This is a genomic window from Citrobacter sp. Cb004 (assembly GCF_030337065.1).
In the GTDB taxonomy this organism is placed as follows: domain Bacteria; phylum Pseudomonadota; class Gammaproteobacteria; order Enterobacterales; family Enterobacteriaceae; genus Citrobacter; species Citrobacter braakii.
In genome coordinates, this window is sequence record NZ_JAOWCH010000007.1 from 1 (window position 1) to 299 (window position 299).

General features: G+C 51.8%; 1 tRNA gene. It reads left to right on the forward strand.

The window, feature by feature from the left end:
* Positions 1–221: 221 nt before the first annotated feature.
* Positions 222–297, forward strand: a tRNA-Gly gene (locus OGV65_RS00045).
* Positions 298–299 lie beyond the last annotated feature (2 nt).

The following is a 299-nucleotide window of genomic DNA, read 5'->3' on the forward strand; positions in this document are numbered from 1 at the left end:
TCAGTTGGTAGAGCACGACCTTGCCAAGGTCGGGGTCGCGAGTTCGAGTCTCGTTTCCCGCTCCAAAATTTGAAAGTGCTGGTAAAGCACAGACCACCAATCGCAGAATTTCGAATTGCGACAAGGCGGCAACTGAATGAGTCCTTAGGAGCTTACTAAAGTAAGTGACTTAGGCGAATGAAGGCAGCCAACGCAGTAGCGGTTCGAAAGACGAAGATTAAGCGGGAATAGCTCAGTTGGTAGAGCACGACCTTGCCAAGGTCGGGGTCGCGAGTTCGAGTCTCGTTTCCCGCTCCAAA